We start from the raw sequence: 16,025 nt of genomic DNA on the forward strand, positions 1-16,025 counted from the left end.
TCATCCCCTCACCCCCTCGTGCACCACGGCCCCGCCGTGCGTCACCGCCGCCGCCTTCAGGATCTCGTCCTCGAGGTCCAGGGCCAGCGCGCCGTCCTTGACCATCAGCCCGACAAAGGCGACCAGGTTCTTGGCGTAGAGGGCCGAGGCGTCCGCCGCGATCCGCCCCGGCAGGTTCGTATGGCCCACGATCTGCACGCCGTTCGCCGTGGTCACCACCTCGCCGGCCTTCGCCCCCTCGACATTGCCGCCGGCCTCGACGGCCAGATCGATCAGCACCGAACCCGGCTTCATCGTCGCCACCTGGTCCGCCGTGACCAGCACGGGCGCCGCGCGGCCCGGGATCAGGGCCGTGGTGATGACGATGTCCTGCTTTTTGATGTGCTCGCCGGTCAGCACGGCCTGTTTCGCCTGATACTCAGGGCTCATCGGCTTGGCGTAGCCGCCGGCCGTCTGCGCGTTCCTGAACTCCTCGTCCTCGACGGCGAGGAATTTGGCGCCCAGCGATTCCACCTGCTCCTTGGTCGCGGGCCGCACGTCGGTGGCCGTGACCACCGCCCCCAGCCGCCGGGCCGTGGCGATGGCCTGCAGCCCCGCCACGCCGACGCCCATGACGAAGACCTTGGCCGGAGCCACCGTCCCCGCCGCCGTCATCATCATCGGGAAGCCCTTGCCGTAGGCGTACGCCGCCTCGATCACCGCCCGGTAGCCCGCCAGATTGGCCTGGGACGACAGGGCGTCCATCACCTGGGCCCGCGAGATGCGCGGCACGAACTCCATGGCGAAGGCGGTCGCATGGGCCTGGGCCAGGGCCGTCACCGTCTCCTTGTCCCGATACGCGTCCAGCATGGCCACGACGATGGCGCCGGGCTTCAGCGCGCTGGTCTCCTGCGCCGTCGGCCCACGCACCTTCAGCAGGAGGTCCGCACCCGACAGCACCGCCTTGGTGTCCTTGGCCACCGTCGCGCCGGCGGCGGCGTATTCGTCGTCGGGGATGGAGGAGCCGGCGCCGGTCCCGGACTCGACCGTCACCGTCGCCCCCATGGCGATCAGCTTCTTCACCGTTTCCGGAGTCACGGCGCAGCGCGTCTCGCCGTCTCGGCGTTCGCGGGTCACGGCGATGGCGACTGCCAAGCGAATCCCTCCGTCATCTCTCGGACGACGACGTTAGGCTGATCGATGAGGCTGCGTCAAAGCGCCCCGGAGGGGCGCAGCGCAAGATCGGCGGTCAAGCAGCGACCGGCCGCGTCGGGAGCGCTAGCGCCCCGAAAAAGTCAGTGCGCCTTCTTGCCCGACTTCAGGGCGAAATAGCCGATCACCAGCATCGCCGCGGCGGTAATGGCGCCGCCGATGAAGCTGCCGCCCGGCTGGAACCACAGCACCAGGAACATCAGCAGCGCCGCGATCCACAGCGAGCCCCATTTGGCCATGCCGATGAAGGCGTGGAACGTCGAAGCCTGCTCGCTGATCTCTTGCGAGCCGCGAACGTAGGCATCGTGGGAATCGGCGTGGTGCGGGTCGGCCATGTCGGCATCCGGAATCTGGAACGGCGGTTGGCGCTCTTATAGCGGGGCCTGCCGTCCGCTCAAGCGGCGGCCGACAATTCCTCTCAGTCGAGGGCGGCCAGCACGTCGCGGGTGAAGGGGATGAAGTTGAACGGCTTCCCGGCCGGATCCTCGCCGCGCCGCACGATGACGACGTTCCGGCTCGGTACGATGATCACATATTGCCCGCGGTTGCCGTTGGCCGAGATGGCGTCGGCGGGAATCCCCTCCGACTTGTTGAACAGCCAGAAGGTGGCGCCATAGCCCTGCTCGCCATTCGGCTGGGGCCCCGACGGCGTGGATACATGTTCGCGCCAGCCCTCGGGCAGGACGCGCTGCCCGTCCACCATCCCGTCGTTCAGATACAGCCGCCCGAACCGCGCCAGATCGCGCGCCGTCGACCAGACCTGGCTGGAGAGCATGTAGTTCCCGCGCCAGTCGGTCTCGGCGAAGGTGTCGTACATGCCCAGCCGCCGGAACAGCTCGGCCGGCGGATGCGTCCCGAACGTTGGCGCAATCGACAGGACCGCCAACAGGATGTCGTTGTTGGCGTACCGGAACCGCGTCCCCGGCGCGGCGATCAGCGGCCATGTCGGCGCCTGCTCGTCCACACCGACGCCGCCGAAATACAGGGCGTCCGTGCGATTGCCCGCCGTGTCGCTGGTCAGGCCCGACGCCATCCGCATCAGCTGGTCCAGGGTGATGGCCGCGCGCGGATCGCCTTCGCGGCCCCAGTCGGGAATCGCGGCGGGCCGGTTCACATCGGCCTCCCCGCGCTGCACAGCCGCCCCGATCACCGTGCCCGCCAGAGACTTGGCCACCGACCAGGTCCGTTGCGGCGTATCGGCGCTGAAGCCCAGGGCGTATTCTTCAGCGACAATCCGGTCGTTCTGCAGGACCAGCACGGCGGTGGTGTTGGCGCCCTCGCCATAGCCGCCCTCGAAGGCCTGTTCGACCGCTTCGTTCAGCAGGGCGGCGTTGCCGCGCGGCTCGGCCGTCTCGAAGGCCTCGTTGACCCGCAGACCCGGCCTGAACATCTCCGGGCTCTGGCCCACCCAGCCCACGGGCTGGATCGCACAGCCGCGCCCGGGCGAGTAGACGGCCGTTCGCGGCGGCATCGCGTCGTCCCAGGCGGCGGAAACCGATCGCTCGCCGATCTCCACCGGCATCTCGCGCACCAGCGGGTCCAGCTCGGGATAGATGCCCGTCAGCTCATTGGCCTCGATGCTTTCCAGCGTCCGCGTCGCCCCCGCCGCCTCGGCGTTCTTCAGGGCGCTGCACACCGTCAGGGCCTTGTAGCCCGCCGCCATGGCGCGAACGCTGGCGGACGGCGCCGCGGGAGCCGGCGACTGGGCGAAGGCGGCGAACGGGTTGGCGACGATCAGGACCGCGGCGAGGAACAGGGTGCGCATGACCCGACGCTCGCCCGCCCCGCCGTCCCCGTCAACTCAGACCAGCGCCTCGAACCGGTCGATCAGCCCTTCCAGCCGCTTCGTGCCGATGGTCCAGAAAGCCGGATCGCGCGGATTCAGCCCGAACGGCGCCAGCGCCTCGACGTAGCCGCGTGACCCGCCGCCCGCGAGCAGTTCGCGATACAGGGGCGTGAAGCCCGCCGGGTCCTTCGCCCGGGTCTCCATCAGCGCCGCCACCAGCAGGTCCCCGAACGCATAGGCGTAGACGTAGAAGGGCGAGTGGACGAAGTGGCTGACATAGCTCCACCAGTGCTCATAACCGGCGTTCAGCGTCACCGCCGGCCCCAGCGACGCGCCCATCTCCTCCATCCAGATCTCGCCGATCCGCTCGACCGGGACCTCGCCGGCGGCCCGCTCGTCATGGAACCGCGTCTCGAACCGGTGGAAAGCGATCTGGCGCACCACCGTGTTCAGCCCGTCCTCGATCCGCCCGGCCAGCAGGCCGCGCTGTTCCTTCTTCGGCGCCGTCTTCAGCAGCCGGTCGAAGGTCAGCCCCTCGGCGAAGATCGAGGCGGTTTCGGCCAGGGTCAGGGGCGTGTCGGCCAGCAAACTCCCCTGCCCCGCCGCCAGCGTCTGGTGCACGCCGTGGCCCAGCTCATGCGCCAACGTCAGCACGTCGCGCCGCTCGCCCATCCAGTTCAGGAACACATAGGGGTGCCGGTCCGAGGTCACCGGGTGGGCATAGGCCCCCGACTGTTTCCCCGGCCGCGCCTTGCCGTCGATCCACGGCTTGTCAAAGAAGCCGCCGGCCCGCTCCGCGAACTCCGGCCCCAGATCCGAGAAACTCTCCAGCACCAGCTGCTTGCCCGCCGCCCAGTCGTAGCCCCGCGGGGCGGTCGTCTCGATCGGGGCGTTGCGGTCCCACTGATCCAGCTTCGCCTTGCCCATGGCCCGGGCCTTCAGGGCGTAATAGCGGTGCGCCAGCCTCGGATAGGCCGCGGTCACCGCCTCGGCCATGGCGTCGACCGACTCCCCGTCCACCTCGTTCGACAGGTGCCGGGCGTCCGCGGGCCGTTTGAAACCCCGCCATTTGTCTTCCAGCGCCTTGTCGGCCGCCACGGTGTTCATGACCATCGCCATGGTCGCGGTCCGCGCGCCCAGCGCCTCGTTCAGTCCCTCGGCCGCCGCCTTGCGCCGCGCGGCCTTCGGGTCCGACAGCCGGTTCAGCGCCTCGGCCAGGGTCAGCTCGTCCTTCCCCACCCTGACTTTCATCGCCGCGAGTGTCTCATCGAACAGCCGCGGCCACTGGGCGCTGATCGGCCCACGCTCGGCCAGGAAGGTCTCCAGCTCCTGGCTGAGCTCATGCGGCTTCATCGCCCGCACCCGCCGTAACCACGGGCGCCAGCGCGCCCCGCCCGGATGCGCCGTCAGGGCGGCCTCGATCTCGGCCTCCTCCAGCTGGTTGACCTCCAGGGTGACCCAGACCGTCGGCGTGGCGATGGCCGTCATCTTCTCGCGCACCGTGGCCTCGAAGCCCGTCGCGGCGGCGTCGTTGCGGTTGGTCGAAGCTTCGAGGAAGGCGTAGGCCCCCAGACCGCCCAGCACGTCCGACGCCTGTTCGTACAGGGTCACGGCCCGGTCCAGCCTTTGTCCCAGCGTCGCCGCATCCGCCCGCGCGCCGACCAGCTGGCCTTGCAGGGCGTTCAGGTCCGCCACCAGCCCTCGCGCGCGGTCCAGATCGGCCTCGATGCGGGCGTCGTCACGCGAGGCGTACAGGTCGGACAGATCCCACAGCGGGGCGTCCAGCGGATCGGCGGGGGTCTTGAAGGGCGCGTTCATGCCCTCCGTTGTGGGGATGCCGCGGGCGCCGCGCAACGTCCGAAAGCCGCCAGACGCACGATCCGTCGCCCCTCATATCGACGGCGAAGGAGATTTCACCATGAGCTTTCGCATCCTGCCCCTGCCCCTCGAACCGTTCCGGCCGCTGTTCGCCCTGGACGACGCGGCGCTGAAGGCGATGGGCGCGCGCCGAGTGGTCGCCGACGCGCCCGACAGCGCGCCCTGCCGCGTCAGCCTGACGGACGCAAACCCGGGCGACCGGCTGATCCTGCTGACCCACCGCCATCTCGACCATCCCGCCAGCCCCTACCGTTCCGAAGGCCCGATCTTCGTCCGCGAGGCGGCCTCCGAGGCGGCGCCCGCGCCCGGGGTCGTGCCGGACATGCTGTCCCGGCGCCTGCTGTCCGCCCGCGTCTATGACGACGACTGGATGATGACGGACGCCGATGTGGTCGAGGGCCGCGATCTGGCGGCGCGGCTGGAGGCCTGGTTCGCCGACGAAGCCGTCTCCCGCATCCACCTGCACACAGCCCGGCGCGGCTGCTTCATGGCCGCCGCTCGGCGGGCCTAGCCCTCGAACGCGGCGATCAGGGCCTTCAGATCGGTTTCGTCGACCCGGCGTACGGCCTCGTCCCGGCTGACCCAGATCCGCTCGCGCTCGCCGCGTTCGTGCCAGTCGTCGTGCTGGACCTGAACCTCCAGGGCGTAGACGGCCACCACGCACCAGCGCGGCGCCCGGCGTTTCAGGATCTTGAGATAGCGAAACGTTCCCAGGGGCTCGTGACTGATCGCACCCTCGATTCCGGCCTCCTCCAGCGCTTCCTGGGCCGCTGCCTCTGCGTCGGTCCTGCCCGGCATCCGGCCGCCCTTGGGCGTGACCCAGCGCCGGGTCTCGCGTGAGGTGACCAGCATGATCTCAAGCCCCGCCTCCGTGCGTCGCCAGGGCAGGGCCGCGACCTGTCGCCGTTCGGCCGTCCGGGTGCGGATGACGTCTCCGGTCATCAGGTCAGGAAAGCTCCGCCGATCCGGGAAAGCGGCGCCGTGATCCTCGTCTGACAGATGGTCGCCATCCGGAACGGCGCCGTGAATTCTGCTCCCGGTAGCGCCGGCGAATACTGCGGCACGGGCATGATCCCCCTCGTCTTCCGGGCGTCATTGCCCCCATGGCCCACGGAACGGCCGAGCCCGGGCTGGACTGCGGAACCGGCCCGGCATCGACAAATCTTCCGCGAAGCCCGTGGGTCACTCCCGCGTCCGCGCAGATGCGTCAACCCGTCAGGTCACGGACGGTTCAGTCGATCGGCTTTCCGGTCTGCGCGCCTTCCGTCGCCCCGCATTCGAAGCGGGCGCAGTATTTCTCGCCGAGCTGGGCGAAGGCGGCGGTCAGATGCGGCATCATCACGGCCTGCATCCGGACTCCGAAATCGAAACTCTTGACCGTGATCGAGCGTCCCATCGGGGTATCGAAGAAGGCGATCATCGCCTCCAGTTCTTCCGCCGTGTAGATTTCGGCCACATCGTCTGTCAGGTCGGCGAAGGTCGCATCCAGGGCGACCTCGAACACCGACGCAAGGTTTTCGGTCAACCAAGCGCGCTGTTCGGCCGGCGCCTCGGACTTGGCGAAGGCCTCCTCGAAATAGCCCTCCACCGTCTTCCTGAGGTTCGGTCCCTGGGTCAGCTCAAGATATTGCCCGGCCAGGGCCAGCCGGTGCGCGGCGTCTTCATCACGGGTCGTGTCCTGGGCCGTCGCCGGCGCGGCCGCGAACAGGCTCAGCCCCAGGGCCAGCACCATCAGAATACGCATGAAATCCCCCACAGTGACGGCCTACCATCGGTTGCGGTCACCCGGGGCGCAAGCGCGTTCAGACCACGACAGGCAACAAAAAGGGCGGCAGACCCCGCGGTCGCCGCCCTTTCCGCTGCAGTTCAGGCAGGATCAGACGTTCAGCGACGCCGGATCGATCTTGAAGCCCGGTCCCATGGTCGAGGACAGGCTGATGCGCTTGATGTAGGTGCCCTTGGCGCCGGCCGGACGGGCCTTCTGCAGGGCATCCACATAGGCCTTCACGTTGGCTTCGAGGGCTTCCTGGGTGAAGGAGGCCTTGCCGATGCCGCCGTGCGCGATGCCGGCCTTTTCGACGCGGAACTCGACCGCGCCGCCCTTGGCGTCCTTGACCGCCTGCGCGACGTTCGGAGTCACGGTGCCCACCTTCGGGTTCGGCATCAGGCCGCGGGGGCCCAGCACCTTACCCAGACGGCCGACCAGGGCCATCATGTCCGGGGACGCGATGACACGGTCGAAGTCCATGAAGCCGCCGTTGATCTTCTCGTACAGATCCTCGGCGCCCACGACGTCGGCGCCGGCCGCCAGAGCTTCAGCCGCCTTGGCGTCCTTGGCGAACACAGCCACCCGGACGTCACGACCCGTGCCCGAGGGCAGGTTCACGACGCCGCGGACCTGCTGGTCCGCGTGACGCGGATCGACGCCCAGGTTGACGGCGATCTCGATCGACTCGTCGAACTTGGCGGTGGCGTTGGATTTGACGGCGGCGATCGCCTCGGCGAAGCCCATCGGGGCGACGGTGTCGCCGGTGCGGGCCTTGAAGCGCTTGGTTTGCTTGGCCATGTGCTTAGCCCTCCACGACGTTGAGGCCCATGGCGCGAGCCGAGCCTTCGATGATCTTGGTCGCGGCGTCCAGGTCGTTCGCGTTCAGATCCTTCATCTTCTTTTCGGCGATCTCACGCAGTTGGCTGCGCTTGATCTTGCCCGCCACTTCGCGGCCCGTCATCTTCGAGCCCGACGTGATGCCGGCGGCCTGCTTGATGTAGTGGGTCGCGGGCGGGGTCTTGGTGACGAAGGTGAAGCTCTTGTCCTGGTAGACCGTGATCACGGTCGGCAGGGGGGTGCCCTTCACTTCCTTCTCGGTGCGCGCGTTGAACTCCTTGACGAAGCCCATGATGTTCACGCCGCGCTGACCCAGGGCGGGCCCGATCGGGGGCGAAGGCGTGGCGTTGCCGGCCGGCACCTGCAATTTGATGTAGCCGAGAATCTTCTTGGCCATTGGTCTCTCCTTACGATGGCCCTGAACTCAATCAGGACCGGTGAGCCGTGGTCGGGGCATGGCTGCCTCCCACGGATTTGCCTCCCACGCTGAGGTGGAGGGAGGCGCGCGTGTAGCAAAACGCCGCCCCCAAGGCAAACCGCATCTTCGATTGCTCGGGACGAGGGCCAGAAAAACGCCGCCGCATCCTCCGGAACGGCGACGCCGCCCGGTCGAGGCCGTATCCCGCCACTGGGGAAGAAGGCCCTATGCCTGTTGTTACGCAGTCGTTACACACTTGTGTCTAGAGTATTACGTCACGCAACACCAAGTATACATTAGATTTCAGTGATCATTTGGTAACACAGCGTTTTGTTTTTTCCATATTCGTCGACATTTCAATTGTGGTTCTTCTTTGTTGGAGTCTAGCGTCGCGGAACTGCGGCGGGGAATCCGTCCGTGGGAGAAGGGAATATTCCATTCCAAGGCCGCGACGCCCCGGAAGCGGGTGATTGTCGAACATCAGGAGACGACCTTTGAGAACCCAGAAAACCCGTAACCGGCTGCTGTCGACGACGATCATCACCGGCGCCGCGATCCTCGCTTTCGCCGCGCCTGCCATGGCCCAGGATTCGCCTGAGCCGCAGGACGAGACGCAACTCGACGAGGTCGTCGTCACCGGCTCGCGCATCCCGCAGGCCAATCTGGTCACCACCAGTCCCGTCACCCAGGTGACCGGCCAGGACATCGACGTCGCCGGGGTGACCCGGGTCGAGGACCTGATCTCGCAACTGCCCCAGGCCTTCGCCGCGCAGAACTCGACCGTGTCGAACGGCGCCACCGGAACCGCCACCGTTTCGCTGCGGAACCTCGGCTCGACCCGCACCCTGGTGCTGATCGACGGTCGTCGTATGGGCTACGGCTCGCCGGCCGACCCCTCGGCCGACCTGAACCAGATCCCTGAACAACTGGTCGAACGCATCGAAGTCCTGACCGGCGGCGCCTCCGCCGTCTACGGATCGGACGCCATCGCCGGCGTCGTCAACTTCATCATGAAAAAGGACTTTGAAGGCCTGCAGATCGACGCCCAGTACGGCTTCTATCAGCACAACAACGACTATGACGGCGTCGGCAACGTGCGGGCCGAAGTCGCGCGGCGCGCCACGGGGAACCCCGCCCAGTTCGCCCTGCCCGACGACAACGTCTCGGACGGCGAGAGCCGTTCGCTCAACATCAGCCTCGGGGTGTCGTCGCCGGACGGCCGGGGCAACGTGACGGCCTATGCCGGATACCGCAACAACAACCCGATCTCCCAGGCCAACCGCGACTACTCGGCCTGCTCGATCGGCGCCCCCGCCGCGGCGACGCCCCAGACGTTCGCGTGCGCCGGCTCCGGCACGTCCTTCCCGGGCATGTTCACCGACTTCTCGAACTTCACCTACACCATCGGCGCGGGCCGCACCTTCGTCCCGTACGACGGCAATGTGAACGCCTATAACTTCGGGCCTGTGAACTACTACCAGCGTCCTGACGAGCGCTACACGATGGGAGCCTTCGGCCGCTATGCGGTCAACGACAAGGCGGAAGTCTTCGCCCAGCTGATGTTCACGGACTATAGTTCGATCGCCCAGATCGCGCCGTCGGGCAATTTCTTCTCCACCGGCGACATCAACTGCGACAGCCCGCTCCTGTCCGCCCAGCAGGCCGGCCTGATCGGCTGTACCCCGGCCGACATCCTCGCCGGCACCCGTCGCGACATGTACATCGGTCGCCGCAACGTCGAAGGCGGCGGTCGTCAGGACAGCCTGAACTATGAATCCTACCGTGGGGTCGCCGGGGTCCGTGGCGAGATCACGCCCGGATGGAACTACGACGTTGCGGCCCAGTTCTCGCGGGTCCGCCTGTCGCGTGTCTATCTGAACGACATGTCGAACACCCGTCTGGCCCGCGCCCTCGACGTCGTCGACGTCGGCGGCGTCCCGACCTGCCGGTCGGTGGTCAACGGCACGGATCTCAACTGCGTCCCCTATGACATCTTCACCCCAGGCGGGGTCACTCCGGCCGCGCTGGCCTATCTGCAGATCCCGCTGGTCGCGACCGGCGAAACCACCCAGCAGATCGTCACCGCCGCCATCACCGGCGACACGGGTTGGTCCGTGCCGACCGCGGCGCGCCCTGTGCAGGTCGCGTTCGGCGCCGAGTATCGCCGCGACTATCTGGGCGCCGTCACCGACGCCGCCTTCGCGTCCGGAGACGGCGCCGGTCAGGGCGGTCCCACGATTGGTCTCAACGGCGACACGGACGTGGCCGAAGTTTTCGGCGAGATCCAGATCCCCCTGGCCGACGACCAGCCCTGGGCCTACTCCGCCTCGATCGACGCCGCCTATCGCCGGTCCGAATATGAGTCATTCGGCTCGGACACCTACAAGGTCGGCGCCGACTACGCCCCGATCGAGGACATTCGTTTCCGCGCCAGCTACTCGCGAGCGGTTCGCGCCCCGAACGTCATCGAGCTGTTCGCGGCCCAGGGCTTCGGTCTGTTCGACGCCGATGCCGATCCCTGCGGCGACGTCTCGGGCACTTCGGTCCAGCAAGCTACGCTGGCCCAGTGCACGGCCACGGGCGTTCCCGCCGCCAACTACGGCACCAACGCGCTGAACAGCCCGGCCGGTCAGTACAACATGCTGGGCGGCGGCAATCCGAACCTGAACCCGGAAGAATCCGACACCCTCACCTATGGGGTGGTGTGGACCCCGTCGTTCCTGCCGCGCTTCAACCTGAGCGTCGATTATTTCGACATCCAGGTCGACGGCCTCGTGTCGTCGGTGGGTCCGCTGAACACCCTGGACCTCTGCTACCGCCTCAACGACGCGGCCGCCTGTGGTCGGGTCAACCGCAACTCCAACGGCCAGCTGTGGGTCGGTACGGGCTTCGTCGAGGATCTCAACATCAATATCGGCGGTCTCGCGACCGCGGGCTTCGATATCAACGCCAACTATAGCGTGGATCTCGAGGACTGGGGCGCACCGGCCTACGGTTCGCTGCAGTTGTCCTTCGTCGCCACGATCCTGGACAGCCTTGAAACCGATACCGGTCTGGGGGCCTCGAACTCGGTCTATGACTGCGCCGGCTTCTTCGCCAACCAGTGCGGCGTTCCCAACCCCGACTATCGTCATCGGGCGCGGGCGACCTGGGTCACCCCGTGGGACCTGGATCTGTCGGCCACATGGCGCCATTTCAGCGAGGTTGAAATCGCCGTCCTGGGCGTCGATGGCTCACTCAACAACGGGGGAACCCGCATCGACCGCTACTTCGACGCCGAGAACTACCTCGACCTGGCGGCGACCTGGCAGGTGATGGATACCGTCACCATCCGCGCGGGCGTCAACAACGTGCTGGACAACGATCCGCAACTGTCCACCAGCGTGGGCACGACCGGCAACGGCAACACCTATCCGCAGATCTATGACGCGATGGGCCGATACTTCTTCTTCGGCGTCACGGCCAACTTCTAGAGCCGGACGTCAGGGACCAGCGGGGCGGAGGACGGCAGTTCTCCGCCCCCTTTTTTTCCGGCCGGCCCTCACCCGCACGGGCCGGAAACGACAAAGGGGCGGAAGATCACCCGATCTTCCGCCCCTTTTTCATGGTCGCCGGAGAGAAGAAAACCGGGCCTCAGCCCGCGCTCTTCTCGACCTGATTGTACTCCAGATCGACCGGGGTCGGGCGGCCGAAGATCGACACGGCGACCCGCAGGCGCGCCGCGTCCTCGTCCACGCTCTCGACCTGGCCGTCGAAGCTGGCGAACGGGCCGTCGATGACCTTGACGGTCTCGCCGATGTCGAACCGGATGGTGGGCTTCGGACGTTCGACGCCCTCCTCCACCTGACCGATGATGTTCTGGACCTCACGCTCCGAGACCGGCAGCGGCTTGGTGCCGCCCGCGGCGCCCAGGAAGCCCGTGACCTTCGGCGTGTTCTTGACCAGGTGATAGGCGTCGTCGGTCATCTCCATCTTCACCAGCACATAGCCGGGGAAGAATTTGCGCTCCGAATTGACCTTCCGGCCGCGGCGGATCTCCACGACATCCTCGGTCGGCACCAGGATTTCCGAGAAACAGTCCTCCAAGCCCTGCTGGCGCGCCTGATCCGTCAGGTGCTGCGCGACCTTTTTCTCGAAGTTCGAATAGGCGTGGACGATGTACCACTTGTGCCGGGGATTGGCGGCGGGCTTGGGCGTTGCGTCGGTCATTGGGGGTCTTTCCTACTGGCCGATCGCGAGCACGAAGCGCGATACGAAGGCCAGGCCGGTGTCTACGATGAAGAAGAAGATCGCGGCGATCACCACCATGATCAGCACCATCACCGAGGTGATCCAGGTTTCCTTGCGGCTGGGCCACACGATCTTGCGCCCTTCGGCGCGGACCTGGCTGGCGAACTGCGGGATCGAGGTCCGCTTCTTCGGCAGGGCGGCGTCCGTCGCCACGGCCGCGCCTGCGATGGCGGGCTGGACGGTCTGTGTGCGGCGCCCCGAAGGGCTCTTGGCCTTGGCCATGCTCGGTTCTCGTTTTCAACGCAGTCTGACGATGCAGATGGGGACCCGCACCGTCAGTGAAAAGTGGCAGGATGTGGGGGAACCCGGCGTCTAGCAGGCAGGGGCCCGATTTGTCATCCCTTTTCGGCGATCCGCGACAGCATCAGACGGAAACCGCGCGGGTCGATTTCCGTCCGGGAATGACCGCTGCACCTCGTCCGGGGACCGGTGCGGAAGCCGCCGTCGGATGGGTCTCGTCCTTCCGCTTGCGCCGCGCCGTCGTCGCGGCCTCCGCCGCCGCCCAGGCGGCCCGCCCGGCCGGCTCCTCTCCGGCCAGCCGCCGCTCGAAAACGCTGAGCAGAATGGTCAGGTCAATCAGATACCCCAAGCCGACCTGGGCGGAGAAGGCCTCCGTCTCGGATAAGGCCGGATCGAGCCACGCCATGGCATGCACCAGCACGCTCAACCCGAGAGCCCCGGTCACGACGAAGGGCCACCAGCGATCTGCCTGGAGACACAGCCAGCCAAAGACCAGAAAACGTAAGCAGTATTCAATGAAGACGCCAATGTGCAGCCCGCCGATCGCCCATTTGTAGGTGATGAACGAGACCATGCAGAAGGCGATCATGAATCCCGCGCCGAACCGTTCAACGCGGCCGCCCCGGATCCAGGCGACGGCATAGGCCGCCAGGCCGAACCAGATTCCGACGAAGTTCCAGATCGTCAAGCGTCCGACCTCCACGGGTTCGAACCGGAGGCCCGGCGCCCCGAAGGGGGCCATACCGCCGTCGTCACGTGATGCGGGATGGCAGGAGTGGAGGGACTCGAACCCACGACCCTCGGTTTTGGAGACCGATGCTCTACCAGCTGAGCTACACTCCTAGGTCCCGGTGGAAACTACAACGCGCCAGAGGGTATGTCCCCCGGGCGCGTGCGGCCTCCCCAGACCGCGCCGTATGCCCGACCGCGCCGGGGTTTTCAAGCACGGATGCGGGTCAGTCCTCGTACTGCGCCGCCACCGCCCGCGCCTCGTCCTGGGCGTTGATCACCTGTTTGAACAACAGCTTGTCGATGCGGCGATCGTCCATGTCGATGATCTCGACCTCGAACCGGCCCAGCTGCAGGATTTCTCCCTCGTGGGGCACGCGCGACAGCTGGTGCAGCACCAGGCCGGCGATGGTGTGGAAGCCGTCCGCCTCGCCGAAATCCTCGCCCAGCGTATCCGCCAGTTCGTCGATGTCGGTCTGGCCGTCGACCAGCCAGCTGCCGTCCTCGCGCTGGCGCACATTGACCTCGGCGTCGTCGTGGCCCTCGTCGAAATCGCCGGCGATCATCTCCAGCAGGTCGGTGGCCGTCACCACGCCCTCGAAGGCGCCGAACTCGTCGACCAGGAAGGCCATGTGCACCCGCGAGGCCTTCATGATCTCCAGCGCCTTCAGCACCGAGGTCGACTGCGGGATGAAGGCCGGCGTCTGGACGTGTTTCTCGATATTGAACTCGCCGTTGTCCAGCAGGCTGTCCAGCAGGTCCTTCTTGTGGACCACGCCCAAGGGGTTATCGACGTCGTTCTCACGCGCCACCACGATGCGCGAATAGGGACAGGTGCGGACCTCCTGGCGCAGCTGTTCCTCGGTGTCGTCCAGCGCGACCCAGAAGACCTCGTGACGCGGCGTCATGGCCACGCGGATCGGGCGGTCGCCGAGGCGCAGGATCTCCTCGATCATCTCCTGCTCCTCGGGCTCGATCAGACCTGACGCCGTGCCTTCGGCGATCATGGTCTCGACCTCTTCCTGGGTGACGTCGGACCCATCGCGGTCCTTGACGCCCATGATCTTGAGGATCGCCGAGGTGGAGGCCGTCAGGATCAGCACGAAGGGTTTCAGCGCGACGGCCACGGTCGAGATCGGCGCGGCCATCTTGGAGGCGATGCTCTCCGGAAAGATCAGGGCCAGCCGCTTGGGCACAAGTTCCCCGACGATCACCGACACATAGGTGATGAAGATGATGACGATGACGGTCGAGAAGATCTCGGTATAGGCCGCCAGTCCGGGGAAGGCGGCTTCAAGGATATGGTTCAGCTCGCCGGCGATCGCCGCCTGGCCATAGGCGCCCGCGGCGATCCCGATCAGGGTGATTCCCACCTGGACCGCCGACAGGAAGTGGGTCGGGTCCTCGGCCAGCTTCAGGGCGGCGCGCGCGCCCCTGTCGCCTCGCTCGGCGCGGCTTTGAAGCTTGGATTTGCGCGAGGAGACGACCGCCAGCTCGGTCATGGCGAACAGGCCGTTGAGCACCACGAGGAGCAGAACGACGACGATGGCGAGGGCTAACATCTAGTGGGGGCGGAACCGGCGCGGCGCGACAGTCGGCGTCCGCGAGGCGGATGATAGGGGGATTTCGCCCCCGCCGCCACGGTTTCCTTGCAACCTCACCCGGTGCGGCCGACCTCAACCGATCCATAGGGCCCGCGCGCGCCGGTGTCCGGCGTGGCGGCGCAGGCCGACATGCCGAGGAAGACGCCGATGAACAGGCCGGTCCGAAGCGCGCGAAGCATGGTTACTCAATTCCTAACGTCCGGGATGGCGAACGTAGGGACCCGATTTCGGTTGCGTGCAAGCGCATGCCCCGGACAGGCGCGGCGTTAACCGGCCTGCACTTCCCATCGGGCGAGTCCGGCTGCGGGACGTCGTGGTTTCAGCTGATCAGCAGGGTCTCGGTCGGCCACAGGACATGGTGCCGCCGGTCGTCGCCCGCGCCGGTGGTGCAGCGCGCGCGGCTCAGCCGGATCAGTCCATCGGAATCGCGCAGCACCATCCCCGCGTCGCTGACGCTGCGGACGCACGACCAGTGACAATGGCGGCCGGTCAGGCTGATCAGGACCGAGCCCGGGCCGTTCTCGTCGACATGGTCGCGGATCACGTTCCAATACCGGTCCAGCGGCACGGGCTCGGCGTTGAAGGCCCGTTTGTGGGTGAACGGCAGCCCGGTCTCGTCCTCGACGTACATGTGGGCGCGGCGCAGCAGCTTGCGCAGGGTCTGGACCCCCATCCCCTCCCCGGCCAGCGCCCCCGCCAGATCGCCTTCGGTCGCCAGTTCCTCGCACAGGACCCGGAACAGCGCCCGATGATGATCGGGCTTCAGGCGGCTGTCCCAGGTCGCGCAGACTTCATGGGTGCTGTTGATGATGGCGTAGATGCCGCACAGCGTATCCAGACTGCCCTGTCGAAACATGTCGCCCCCGCGAATCCCCATCCCAGCGGTACAGCAAAAACCCCGCCTCGCCGCCACCCCTTCCCCCTCGCCCCCCCTCCGCCGTCACCCTCGGGCTTGACCCGAGGGCCAGACCGTCCCGTGCTTGGTGGAAGAGGGCCGGTTGCGCTCGTAGGGCCGCCCCGGGCGCACAGTCCGGACCCGCCTCTGATCCTCGGGTCAAGCCCGGGGATGACGGGGTTGGGAGCAGCTCTCCCGCACAGCAAAACGGCCCCGGGTTTCCCCGGGGCCGCTCGCATTCAGATCGTCAGATCAGCGAGAACTACTCGTTGATCTTGGAGACGACGCCGGCGCCGACGGTGCGGCCGCCTTCGCGGATGGCGAAGCGCAGCTTCTCTTCCATGGCGATCGGGGTGATCAGCTCGACGTTCAGCTCGGCGTTGTCGCCG

16 protein-coding genes, 1 tRNA gene and 1 pseudogene are annotated in these 16,025 nt (G+C 67.1%); 2 read left to right on the top strand and 16 right to left on the bottom strand.

Annotated features, from left to right (window positions below; genetic code table 11):
- The 4 genes from BrevBR_RS14970 to BrevBR_RS14985 form a co-directional block, all read right to left on the bottom strand.
- Positions 1–1,134: a Re/Si-specific NAD(P)(+) transhydrogenase subunit alpha gene (locus BrevBR_RS14970; protein ID WP_340001454.1), complete on the bottom strand. Its 1,134-nt coding sequence runs from the start codon at positions 1,132–1,134 to the stop codon at positions 1–3.
- A 140-nt stretch (positions 1,135–1,274) separates the two neighbouring features.
- Positions 1,275–1,526 (bottom strand): aa3-type cytochrome c oxidase subunit IV, encoded by a 252-nt coding sequence (locus BrevBR_RS14975; RefSeq protein ID WP_332639100.1) that lies wholly within the window; start codon positions 1,524–1,526, stop codon positions 1,275–1,277.
- Between the two features lie 83 nt (positions 1,527–1,609).
- A complete protein-coding gene (locus BrevBR_RS14980) occupies positions 1,610–2,956 on the bottom strand; it encodes a serine hydrolase domain-containing protein (protein ID WP_340001455.1) in 1,347 nt (448 codons plus the stop codon).
- Positions 2,957–2,992: 36 nt separating this feature from the next.
- On the bottom strand, positions 2,993–4,795 hold the full coding sequence (locus tag BrevBR_RS14985) for a M3 family oligoendopeptidase (RefSeq protein WP_340001456.1): 1,803 nt from the start codon (positions 4,793–4,795) through the stop codon (positions 2,993–2,995).
- A gap of 100 nt (positions 4,796–4,895) precedes the next feature.
- Between BrevBR_RS14985 and BrevBR_RS14990 the strand changes: the two genes are divergently transcribed.
- Positions 4,896–5,366, top strand: a complete 471-nt coding sequence (locus BrevBR_RS14990) for a DUF1203 domain-containing protein (protein ID WP_332639095.1) — start codon at positions 4,896–4,898, stop codon at positions 5,364–5,366.
- Here BrevBR_RS14990 and BrevBR_RS14995 read toward each other — a convergent pair.
- The 4 genes from BrevBR_RS14995 to rplK form a co-directional block, all read right to left on the bottom strand.
- Entirely contained in the window at positions 5,363–5,797 is a 435-nt protein-coding gene (locus BrevBR_RS14995; RefSeq protein ID WP_332639094.1) for an NUDIX hydrolase, read from the bottom strand. The genes BrevBR_RS14990 and BrevBR_RS14995 overlap by 4 nt on opposite strands.
- A gap of 289 nt (positions 5,798–6,086) precedes the next feature.
- A complete protein-coding gene (locus BrevBR_RS15000; RefSeq protein ID WP_332639093.1) occupies positions 6,087–6,599 on the bottom strand; it encodes a DUF2059 domain-containing protein in 513 nt (170 codons plus the stop codon).
- Positions 6,600–6,731: 132 nt separating this feature from the next.
- The gene (rplA, locus tag BrevBR_RS15005; protein WP_332639091.1) at positions 6,732–7,421 is read right to left on the bottom strand and encodes a 50S ribosomal protein L1; all 690 of its coding nucleotides are present in this window, start codon (positions 7,419–7,421) and stop codon (positions 6,732–6,734) included.
- 4 nt (positions 7,422–7,425) lie between these two features.
- Positions 7,426–7,857 carry a 50S ribosomal protein L11 gene (rplK, locus tag BrevBR_RS15010; protein ID WP_055829960.1) on the bottom strand — a complete coding sequence of 144 codons (432 nt, stop codon included), beginning with the start codon at positions 7,855–7,857 and terminating at the stop codon, positions 7,426–7,428.
- 515 nt (positions 7,858–8,372) lie between these two features.
- Here rplK and BrevBR_RS15015 point away from each other — a divergent pair.
- Entirely contained in the window at positions 8,373–11,351 is a 2,979-nt protein-coding gene (locus BrevBR_RS15015; RefSeq protein ID WP_340001457.1) for a TonB-dependent receptor plug domain-containing protein, read from the top strand.
- 160 nt (positions 11,352–11,511) lie between these two features.
- On the opposite strand, the gene nusG is transcribed toward BrevBR_RS15015, so the two are convergent.
- The 8 genes and pseudogenes from nusG to tuf all read right to left on the bottom strand — a co-directional run.
- The gene (nusG, locus tag BrevBR_RS15020) at positions 11,512–12,087 is read right to left on the bottom strand and encodes a transcription termination/antitermination protein NusG (protein ID WP_332639933.1); all 576 of its coding nucleotides are present in this window, start codon (positions 12,085–12,087) and stop codon (positions 11,512–11,514) included.
- A 12-nt stretch (positions 12,088–12,099) separates the two neighbouring features.
- Positions 12,100–12,390 carry a preprotein translocase subunit SecE gene (gene secE, locus BrevBR_RS15025; RefSeq protein ID WP_332639932.1) on the bottom strand — a complete coding sequence of 97 codons (291 nt, stop codon included), beginning with the start codon at positions 12,388–12,390 and terminating at the stop codon, positions 12,100–12,102.
- Positions 12,391–12,532: 142 nt separating this feature from the next.
- A complete protein-coding gene (locus BrevBR_RS15030) occupies positions 12,533–13,096 on the bottom strand; it encodes a hypothetical protein (RefSeq protein WP_332639931.1) in 564 nt (187 codons plus the stop codon).
- A gap of 79 nt (positions 13,097–13,175) precedes the next feature.
- A tRNA-Trp gene (locus BrevBR_RS15035) sits at positions 13,176–13,251 on the bottom strand.
- Positions 13,252–13,364: 113 nt separating this feature from the next.
- Positions 13,365–14,699 (bottom strand): hemolysin family protein, encoded by a 1,335-nt coding sequence (locus BrevBR_RS15040; RefSeq protein ID WP_332639930.1) that lies wholly within the window; start codon positions 14,697–14,699, stop codon positions 13,365–13,367.
- A 95-nt stretch (positions 14,700–14,794) separates the two neighbouring features.
- Positions 14,795–14,920 (bottom strand): hypothetical protein, encoded by a 126-nt coding sequence (locus BrevBR_RS15045; protein ID WP_332639929.1) that lies wholly within the window; start codon positions 14,918–14,920, stop codon positions 14,795–14,797.
- Positions 14,921–15,060: 140 nt separating this feature from the next.
- The gene (locus BrevBR_RS15050; RefSeq protein ID WP_332639928.1) at positions 15,061–15,597 is read right to left on the bottom strand and encodes a hypothetical protein; all 537 of its coding nucleotides are present in this window, start codon (positions 15,595–15,597) and stop codon (positions 15,061–15,063) included.
- 301 nt (positions 15,598–15,898) lie between these two features.
- A pseudogene (gene tuf, locus BrevBR_RS15055) lies at positions 15,899–16,025 on the bottom strand (elongation factor Tu); the annotation flags it as partial.

It is taken from the genome of Brevundimonas sp. BR2-1 (assembly GCF_037626195.1).
Lineage (GTDB): Bacteria > Pseudomonadota > Alphaproteobacteria > Caulobacterales > Caulobacteraceae > Brevundimonas.